This window comes from Blastococcus sp. CT_GayMR20 (assembly GCF_004570345.1).
The window spans coordinates 1-8411 of record NZ_SPQM01000173.1 but is presented as its reverse complement, the minus strand read 5'-3'; the positions used below and the strand labels follow the sequence as shown (position 1 = coordinate 8411).

The following is an 8411-nucleotide window of genomic DNA, read 5'->3' as shown; positions in this document are numbered from 1 at the left end:
GTGGGCACGCACAAGGACCTCGCGCTCGTGCTGTTCGTCGGCGCGGCAGTCCGCACGCCGCCCGTGCGCAGCGCCGACGATCGCCGGGCCTGCACCCGCCTTCGGAGCGCCCGCACCTCGGGCTCCCGCTCCTTGAGGTCGGCCACGATGGGCGTGGCCAGGAAGATCGACGAGTAGGCCCCGGCGGCCAGGCCGACGAACAGCACGAGCGCGAGGTCCTTGAGCGTGCCCACGCCGAGGAGCCCGGCGCCGACGAACAACAGCCCGGCGACCGGCAGCAGTGCGATCACCGACGTGTTGATCGACCGCATGAGCGTCTGGTTGACGGCAAGGTTGGCCGCCTCGCTCCACGTCATCCGCGCACTGCGCTCGAGGTCCTTGGTGTTCTCGTCGACCTTGTCGAAGACCACGACCGTGTCGTACAGCGAGAACCCGAGGATGGTCAGGAAGCCGATCACCGTGGACGGCGTGACCTCGAAGCCGATCAGCGAGTAGACGCCGGCCGTGAGGACGATGTCGTGCACCAGGGCGGCGATCGCCCCGACGGCCATCTTGGGCTCGAACCGGAGCGCGAGGAAGGCGATGACGGCGACCAGGAACACCGCCAGGGCGATGAGCGCCTGGTCGGTGATGTCGTTGCCCCACTCGGCGCTGACCGCCTCCTCGCTCACGTCCGACGGGTCGACGCCGGCGGCAGCGGCGACCGCGTCCGTCACGGCGCGCTCGGCGTCGGTGTCGAGCTGCTCGGTGCGCAGGAGGATCGTGTTGCCGCCGACGATCTGGGCGCTGGCCACCTCGGCGCCGGTCCCCTCGGCTGCTTCGCGCACCTCGACCAGCTGCTCGCTGGTGCCGGGCAGGCGGAAGCTGTTGCCGCCGGCGAAGTCGATGCCGAAGTTGAAGCCGCGGAACACCATCGACGCGATGCACAGCAGCACGACGACGGCGGTGACCTTGTAGATCAGCCGGCTGTGACCGACGACGTCGAGTCCCGCCTCGCCGTTGTAGAGGCGGTGCGACAGCGAGGCGCGTCGCTCGGGGCGGCGGACCCCCCCGTCCTTCGCCGGGCGGGCACCCTGACGGGGCAGCCCGGCGTCGACCAGGGCCTCCTCGTCGGCGGACTCCGTCGCCTCGGCCACGACCTCGCCGGCGTCCTGCACCTCGTCGGCGTCCGTGCCGACCGGGATCTCGTCCCCGGCCTCGCGATCCTCGGGATCGCGGACGTCGTCGCGGGTCATGAGGTACTCCTGTTCCGGGCGCCCGTGCCGGGCGCGGTGCCAGCGGTGACCAGTTCCCGGGAGTCGTCCTCCGCCGGGGCCGGCCGACGGGTGTGCTCCACCTGGCCCAGGCCGGAGATCCGGCTGCTGCCGAAGGCCCGGAACCGAGCGAGCACGGCCATCAGCGGATGCGTGAAGAGGAACACGACGACGAGGTCCAGCACCGTCGACATGCCCAGCGTGAACGCGAAGCCCTTCACGTCACCGATCGCCAGCACGTAGAGGATCGCCGCGGCGAGGAAGCTGACCGCGTCCGCGGAGAGGATCGTCCGCCGCGCGCGCACCCAGGCCCGGGGCACGGCGGATCGCAGCGAGCGGCCTTCGCGGATCTCGTCCTTGAGCCGTTCGAAGTAGACGACGAACGAGTCCGCCGTGATGCCGATCGAGACGATGAACCCGGCGATGCCGGCGAGGCTGAGCGTGAAGCCGATCTGCCGACCGAGGAGGACCAGGCAGGCGTAGACGACGACGGCTGACAGCGCCAGGCTGGCGATCATCACCAGACCGAGCAGGCGGTAGTACACCAGCGCGTAGACGAAGACCAGCGCGATGCCGATCGCGCCCGCGATCAGGCCCGCCCGCAGCTGTTCCGCGCCCAGCTCGGTGGAGATCGACTGGGCGGTGGCCTGCGTGAAGCTCAGCGGCAGGGCGCCGTACTTCAGCTGGTTGGCCAGCTCGGTCGCCGACTCCTGGTCGAAATTGCCCTGGATCTCGGTACCGCCGCCGGCGATGGCGGAGTTGATCGTGGGGGCGGAGATGACCCGGCCGTCGAGCGTGATGGCCACCGCGTTGCCGACGTTGGCGGCGGTGTAGGTCGCCCAGGCCGCGGAGCCCTCGCCGTCGAAGTCGAGGTTGACGACCCACTCGCCGGTGGCCGTGGTGGTGCCGGCGGTGGCATCGGTGATGTTCGTGCCCTCGACGACGGCCTGGCCGAGGAGGTACTTGAACGCGCCGTCCTCGCTGCAGGTGGCGACGAAGTCATCGGAGCGGTCGACGGCACCGGTCGACTCGCTGTCACAGCTGAGCGTGGCGTAGGTCGCCGCGGCCTGCTCCTGCGTGACCGGCGGGGCGTCCGGGTCGACCGGCACCGGAGAGGCGGGCCCGGTCGGCGCTGCGGCGGTGGTGGGCGCGGCAGGGTCGAAGGGCACCGACCCGTCGTTCGGGGCGGCGCTGTCGCTCGGCGCGCCAGGCGTGCTCGGCGTCGCGCCGTCCGTGGGCGTGGGGGTGGCGCTGTCGGTCGCCGCCGGGGTCGCCGGCTCGGGCCCCTGGATCACGGGGCGGAAACGCAGCTGTGCGGTCTGGCCCAGCTCGCGGGCCTGCTCGCCGTCGTCCCCGGGCACGGAGATGACGATGTTGGAGTCACCCTCGGTGACCACCTCGGCCTCGGCGACACCGAGGCCGTTCACCCGCTGCTCGATGATCTGGCGGGCGAGCTCCAGGTCCTCCTGGTCGGGCGCCTGGCCGTCCGGCGTGCGCGCGGTCAGCGTGACCGTCGTGCCGCCCCGCAGGTCGAGCCCGAGCTGCGGGGTCCGGGTGCTGCCGGTGAAGAAGATCAGGGCGTACAGGATGGCGACGATCAGGATGAACGCGCCGAAGTACCGGCTCGCCGGCATGGAGCGGTTGGCCACGGTGGTCCCCCGGATCAGAGCGTGCCGTCGGCCGGCCGTCCGCCGGTCGTGCCGGGCGTCCCGGTGTCGGTGCCGGTGTCCGTGTCCGTGTCCCGGCCGTCGACCGTTCCTGCCGGCTTGCGGATCTCGAGGATCGCCGGGCGGGCGAACGTCACGACCACCCCGGGGGCGATCTCGATGTCCACGGTCTTGTCGCCGAGGCCGGCGACCGTGCCGTGGAGGCCGCTGGTCGTCATGACGGGGGTGCCCACGGTCAGCGACTCCTGCATCGCCTGGGCCTGGGCCTGCATGCGCTTGCGCTGGCGGGCGGGCAGCACGAACAGCAGCACCACGGCGAGCGCCAGCAGGATGAACGGGAAAAATTGCTCCACGACAGATGTGCCTCTCTACCGCGGGGACTCGCTCCGCGGTCGGTGCGGGCCCGGTCGGAACCCGCTCGGGTGCGTCAGTTGCTGGTCTCGTGCACGGCGCGCGCAGGCGACCGGACGGGACGCGCACGGCCGCGGCCTGACGAGTTGCGCGCCAGCGGCTCGGAGTCTATGCGCCGAACAGGGGCTCTGACGACGGACCCGGGTTCCCCGGTGCGCCGGTCCCCCCACCGAACACTCCACTCACTCCGCTCCCCTGCTTGCCACCCGTCCACCCGCCGAGCACCGCGCCGCCCTTCGGCAGGGGATGCCCCAGGTGGTGCCACGCGGCCTCCGTCGCGACGCGCCCGCGCGGTGTCCGTGCCAGCAGGCCGGCCCGCACCAGGAACGGTTCGCAGACCTCCTCGACGGTGTTCGGCTCCTCGCCGACGGCAACCGCGAGGGTGGCGACGCCGACCGGACCGCCGTGGAAGCGGACGACCAGGGCCTCGAGCACGGCCCGGTCGAGCCGGTCCAGGCCGAGGACGTCGACGTCGTAGAGCGCGAGCGCCGCCTGGGCGACCTCGCGCGTCACCCGCCCGTCGGCCTCGACCTCGGCGTAGTCCCGCACGCGGCGCAGCAGCCGGTTGGCGATCCGCGGCGTACCGCGCGACCGGCCGGCGATCTCCGCGGAGCCGTCCTCGGTGAGCTCGACCCCGAGCAGGTCGGCGCTGCGGCGGAGGACCTGCTGGAGCTCGGCGGGCTCGTAGAACTCCATCTGACCGACGAACCCGAAGCGGTCACGGAGCGGACCGGTGAGCAGGCCGGCCCGGGTGGTGGCCCCGACCAGCGTGAAGGGGCTGATCTCGAGCGGGATGGCCGTCGCGCCCGGGCCCTTGCCGACGACGACGTCGACCCGGAAGTCCTCCATCGCCATGTACAGCAGTTCCTCGGCGGGCCGGGCGATGCGGTGGATCTCGTCGATGAACAGGACGTCGCCCGGCGCGAGGTTGGACAGCATGGCGGCCAGGTCGCCGGACCGCTCGATCGCCGGGCCGCTGGTGATCTTCACCGACGTCCCGAGCTCGGAGCCGATGATCAGGGCGAGGCTGGTCTTGCCCAGGCCGGGCGGACCGGACAGCAGCACGTGGTCCGGCGGCCGGCCGCGCCGCTTGGCGCCCTCCAGAACGAGCGCGAGCTGGCGGCTGACCTTCGGCTGCCCGATGAACTCCGTCAGCGAGTGCGGCCGCAGCGCCGACTCGACGACCCGCTCCTCGTCCCCTGCCTGCGGCGACACGGCCGCGTCCTGGCCGAGGCCGCTGTCCACCTCCCCCACCATCGGCCGGTCGAACGGGGAACTCATGCGCGACCCAGCAGCTGCAGGGCCTGCCGGAGCAGGACCGCCACCTCGACCGAGCCGGTCGCGACGATCTGCTCGTCAGCCACCGGCGCGAGCTGCAGCACGGCGCCCTCGGCCTCCTTGATGCTCCAGCCGAGACTCATGAGCGCCGCGGTCAGCTGGTCCCGCCACGGCGCCACGGGGGTGACGGACGGCAGTCCGCCGCCCGGGGCGTCGAGCGAGGTGTCCGACGTCGTCGAGCCGAGCCGGTCGCGCAGTTCGAGGATCAGCCGTTCGGCACCCTTCTTGCCGATGCCGGGCACCTGCATGAGCGCCTTCAGGTCGGCCGTCGACACCGCACGGCGGATCTCCCGCGGCGGGTGGATGGCGAGCACCGCCTGCGCGAGCCGCGGGCCCACGCCGTTCGCGGTCTGGAGCAGCTCGAACAGCTGCCGCTCGTCGTCGTCGGCGAAACCGTAGAGGGTGAGCGAGTCCTCGCGGACGATCAGGCTGGTCGCCAGCCGCGCGGTCTCCCCCACCTGCAGCCGGGCGATGGTGCCGGGGGTGCACTGGACCGACAGCCCGATGCCGCCGACCTCGACGACCGCCCCGTTCGGCGACACCGCGGCCACCCGGCCGCTCACGCTGGCGATCATCGGGCCGCCACCCCCGTCCACCGGGGCAGGGTGGTGCTGCGCACCGGGGCTCCGATCCCGCCGGCGATCGCCGCGCGGCGCAACCGGTCCTGGGCCGGCCCCCGCCAGGCGTGGCAGACGGCCAGTGCCAGGGCGTCGGCCGCGTCGGCGGGCTTCGGCGCGGCGGCCAGCCCCAGGACGCGCGTGACCATGAGGGTGACCTGCTCCTTGTCCGCCCGGCCGTTGCCGGAGATGGCCGCCTTGACCTCGCTGGGCGTGTGCCACGCGACCGGCCGGTCCGCCTGCGCGGCGGCCAGCGCCGCGACCCCGGCCGCCTGCGCGGTGCCGGTCGCCGTCCCCTTGTTGTTCTGGGTGAAGACCCGCTCGATGGCCACGACGTCCGGCCGGTGCTCCCGCAGCAGGGACGTCACCGCGGTGTGCAGCTCCAGGAGGCGCAGCTCCAGGTCGAGCTCGTTCATCGTCCGGATCACCCCGACCCCCACGGCGACGGGCCGGGCCCCCGGGCGTCCGTCGACCACGCCCCATCCGCACCGGGTGAGGCCCGGATCGATACCGAGCACCCGCATGAAGATCTCCCACCGTCAGCCGAACTGATGTTCGACCCACGCTAACCGCGAGCGGGGACGTCCGGCCTCCGACACACCGTTACCCGACCTTCTCGAGCACCTCGTCGGACACGTCGTAGTTCGCGAAGACGTTCTGCACGTCGTCGCAGTCCTCGAGGGCGTCGATCAGGCGGAACACCTTGCCGGCGTTCTCCTCGTCGAGCTCGACGGAGACGCTGGGCACGAAGCCGGCCTCGGCCGAGTCGTAGTCGATGCCGGCGTCCTGCAGCGCGGTGCGGACGGCGACCAGGTCACCGGGCTCGCACACCACCTCGAAGGTGTCGCCGAGGTCGCGCACCTCCTCGGCTCCGGCGTCGAGGACCGCCATGAGCACGGAGTCCTCGTCGGCGCCGTCGGCCTTGGGGACCACGACGACGCCCTTGCGGGAGAAGAGGTAGGAGACCGACCCCGGGTCGGCCATCGACCCGCCGTTGCGCGTCATGGCGGTGCGGACCTCCATCGCCGACCGGTTCTTGTTGTCGGTCAGGCACTCGATGAGGACGGCGACCCCGCCGGGTGCGTACCCCTCGTACGTGATGCCCTGGTAGTCGACGCCACCGGCCTCTGCACCCGACCCCCGCTTGACGGCGCGGTCGATGTTGTCGTTGGGCACCGACGACTTCTTCGCCTTCTGGATGGCGTCGAACAGGGTCGGGTTGCCGGCGGGGTCACCGCCGCCGGTGCGCGCCGCGACCTCGATGTTCTTGATCAGCTTGGCGAAGAGCTTGCCGCGCTTGGCATCGATGCCGGCCTTCTTGTGCTTCGTCGTCGCCCACTTGGAATGGCCGCTCATGGCACACCTCTCTCGTTCCCGGCGTCGGCGCCGGCCTGCTCGGCCAGGTGGCGGCGGACGATGTCGACGAACAACGCGTGCACCCGGCGGTCCCCGGTCAGTTCGGGGTGGAAGCTGGTGGCCACCAGATTCCCCTGGCGGACGGCGACGATCCTACCGTCGGCGGCGCCGCCCACGACCCGCCCGAGGACGACGACCTGCTCGCCGGCCTCCTCGACCCACGGCGCCCGGATGAAGACCGCGTGCACCGGACCGCCCGGCAGCGACTCGAAGGCCAGGTCGGACTCGAAGCTGTCGACCTGCCGTCCGAAGGCGTTGCGGCGGACGGTGACGTCGAGGCCGCCGATCGTCTCCTGGTCCGCCGGTGCGTCCAGCAGCCGGTCGGCGAGCAGGATCATCCCGGCGCAGGAGCCGTAGGCGGGCAGGCCGTCATGCACCGCGGCGCGCAGCGGTTCCAGGAGCCCGAAGCGCGCGGCCAGCTTGACCATCGTCGTGGACTCACCGCCGGGCAGGACGAGCCCGTCCACGTCGGCCAGCTCCTCGGGACGGCGGACGGTCACCGCGCGGGCACCCTGCTCGGTCAGCGCCGCGAGGTGCTCACGGACGTCGCCCTGCAGGGCGAGCACGCCGATGACAGGCCGGTCGGAATCGCTGGACACAACCGTCCACGCTACGGGCGGCCTCACGACCGATGAATCGCCGGGACCCGGGGAGTCGGGAACAGCATGGAACCCGTACCCGAGCAGGACGTCCGCTTCGGTGATCCCGAGTCCCCGCCGACGCCGTGGGCGGACGTCGTCCGCCTGCTCGCGAGCGCCGAGCTGTTCTGGATCTCCACCGTGCGCAGGGACGGCCGGCCGCACGTCACCCCGCTGCCGGCCGTGTGGGCCGACGGCCGGCTCCACTTCTGCACGGGGGCGTCGGAGCAGAAGGCGGTGAACCTGGCGGCGAACCCGCACGTGGCGCTGACCACCGGGACCAACCGGTGGAAGGAGGGCCTCGACCTGGTGGTCGAGGGCCAGGCCGTCCAGGTCAGGGACGACGCCCGGCTGCGGACCCTCGCCGACCTCTGGCGCAGCAAGTACTCCGGCGACTGGGACTTCACCGCTGAGCACGGGGCGTTCCACCGCGCGGACGGCGGATCCGCCGACGTGTTCGAGGTCGCCCCCACGAAGGTGCTCGCGTTCGCCAAGGGCCGGTTCGCGCAGACCCGGTACCGCTTCCCCACCGACGCCTGAGCTGCCCCGTGGACCGCGACGGCGTGATGCGGTGGGTGGCGGACTACGAGCGCGCCTGGCGGTCCGGCGACCCCACCGGCGTGACCCGGCTCTTCACCGAGGACGCGCGCTACCGGACCTCCCCGTACGAGGAACCCATGGTCGGCCACGCCGAGATCCAGGCGTTCTGGCGGGACGACGAGGGCCGGACGTTCGCGGTGGCCGCGGAGCCGGTCGCGGTCGAGGGCCGGGACGCCGTCGTCCGGCTGGAGGTGCGGTACCTGGATCCGGTCGCCCGGGAGTACCGGGACCTGTGGGTGCTGCGCTTCGCGCCGGACGGCCGGGTCGAGGACTTCGAGGAGTGGGCCTACTGGCCGGGCCAGCCGTACAGCGCGGGGACCGACGCGTAGGCCGGTCCCCTCGACTCACCAGCCGCGGGTGGCGTACCGCTCGCTGTCCGGCAGCGTGGAGACGTTGATGCCGACCATCGGCTCGCCGAGGCCCCGGGAGACCTTGGCGATCACGTCGGGGTCGTCGTGGAACGTGGTCGCC

General features: G+C 72.5%; 10 protein-coding genes and 1 pseudogene. 2 read left to right on the top strand and 9 right to left on the bottom strand.

Annotated features, from left to right (window positions below; all coding sequences use genetic code 11):
• The 8 genes from secF to pdxT form a co-directional block, all read right to left on the bottom strand.
• A partial coding sequence (gene secF / locus E4P40_RS24225; protein ID WP_135160923.1) for a protein translocase subunit SecF occupies positions 1 to 1235 on the bottom strand: 1235 nt, incomplete at its 3' end.
• Positions 1232 to 2902, bottom strand: a complete 1671-nt coding sequence (secD, locus tag E4P40_RS24220; RefSeq protein WP_209305494.1) for a protein translocase subunit SecD — start codon at positions 2900 to 2902, stop codon at positions 1232 to 1234. The genes secD and secF, both read right to left, overlap by 4 nt.
• Before the next feature lie 14 nt (positions 2903 to 2916).
• Positions 2917 to 3273 (bottom strand): preprotein translocase subunit YajC, encoded by a 357-nt coding sequence (gene yajC / locus E4P40_RS24215; protein ID WP_135160922.1) that lies wholly within the window; start codon positions 3271 to 3273, stop codon positions 2917 to 2919.
• Positions 3274 to 3439: 166 nt separating this feature from the next.
• Positions 3440 to 4612, bottom strand: a complete 1173-nt coding sequence (gene ruvB / locus E4P40_RS24210) for a Holliday junction branch migration DNA helicase RuvB (protein WP_135160921.1) — start codon at positions 4610 to 4612, stop codon at positions 3440 to 3442.
• Positions 4609 to 5244, bottom strand: a complete 636-nt coding sequence (gene ruvA / locus E4P40_RS24205; RefSeq protein WP_135160920.1) for a Holliday junction branch migration protein RuvA — start codon at positions 5242 to 5244, stop codon at positions 4609 to 4611. Before ruvA ends, ruvB begins: the two co-directional genes overlap by 4 nt.
• Positions 5241 to 5810: a crossover junction endodeoxyribonuclease RuvC gene (gene ruvC, locus E4P40_RS24200; RefSeq protein ID WP_135160919.1), complete on the bottom strand. Its 570-nt coding sequence runs from the start codon at positions 5808 to 5810 to the stop codon at positions 5241 to 5243. The genes ruvA and ruvC overlap by 4 nt, the downstream gene beginning before the upstream one ends.
• A 79-nt stretch (positions 5811 to 5889) precedes the next feature.
• Entirely contained in the window at positions 5890 to 6642 is a 753-nt protein-coding gene (locus E4P40_RS24195; protein ID WP_135160918.1) for a YebC/PmpR family DNA-binding transcriptional regulator, read from the bottom strand.
• Entirely contained in the window at positions 6639 to 7301 is a 663-nt protein-coding gene (gene pdxT / locus E4P40_RS24190; protein ID WP_135160917.1) for a pyridoxal 5'-phosphate synthase glutaminase subunit PdxT, read from the bottom strand. Before pdxT ends, E4P40_RS24195 begins: the two co-directional genes overlap by 4 nt.
• 66 nt (positions 7302 to 7367) lie before the next feature.
• Here pdxT and E4P40_RS24185 point away from each other — a divergent pair, with 66 nt between their 5' ends.
• Both E4P40_RS24185 and E4P40_RS24180 read left to right on the top strand, forming a co-directional pair.
• Complete coding sequence (locus E4P40_RS24185; RefSeq protein WP_135160916.1) at positions 7368 to 7880, top strand: pyridoxamine 5'-phosphate oxidase family protein; 513 nt, start codon at positions 7368 to 7370, stop codon at positions 7878 to 7880.
• Between the two features lie 8 nt (positions 7881 to 7888).
• Positions 7889 to 8269, top strand: a complete 381-nt coding sequence (locus E4P40_RS24180) for a nuclear transport factor 2 family protein (RefSeq protein ID WP_135160915.1) — start codon at positions 7889 to 7891, stop codon at positions 8267 to 8269.
• Between the two features lie 15 nt (positions 8270 to 8284).
• Here E4P40_RS24180 and E4P40_RS29555 read toward each other — a convergent pair.
• Positions 8285 to 8411 (bottom strand): annotated as a pseudogene (locus tag E4P40_RS29555) (pyridoxal 5'-phosphate synthase lyase subunit PdxS); the annotation flags it as partial.

What these genes read in the sequence shown, in the direction of transcription:
- ruvB (WP_135160921.1), bottom strand. Translation starts at nt 4,612, where the DNA reads ATGAGTTCCCCGTTCGACCGGCCGATGGTGGGGGAGGTGGACAGCGGC.
- ruvA (WP_135160920.1), bottom strand. Translation starts at nt 5,244, where the DNA reads ATGATCGCCAGCGTGAGCGGCCGGGTGGCCGCGGTGTCGCCGAACGGG.
- ruvC (WP_135160919.1), bottom strand. Translation starts at nt 5,810, where the DNA reads ATGCGGGTGCTCGGTATCGATCCGGGCCTCACCCGGTGCGGATGGGGC.
- E4P40_RS24195 (WP_135160918.1), bottom strand. Translation starts at nt 6,642, where the DNA reads ATGAGCGGCCATTCCAAGTGGGCGACGACGAAGCACAAGAAGGCCGGC.
- E4P40_RS24185 (WP_135160916.1), top strand. Translation starts at nt 7,368, where the DNA reads ATGGAACCCGTACCCGAGCAGGACGTCCGCTTCGGTGATCCCGAGTCC.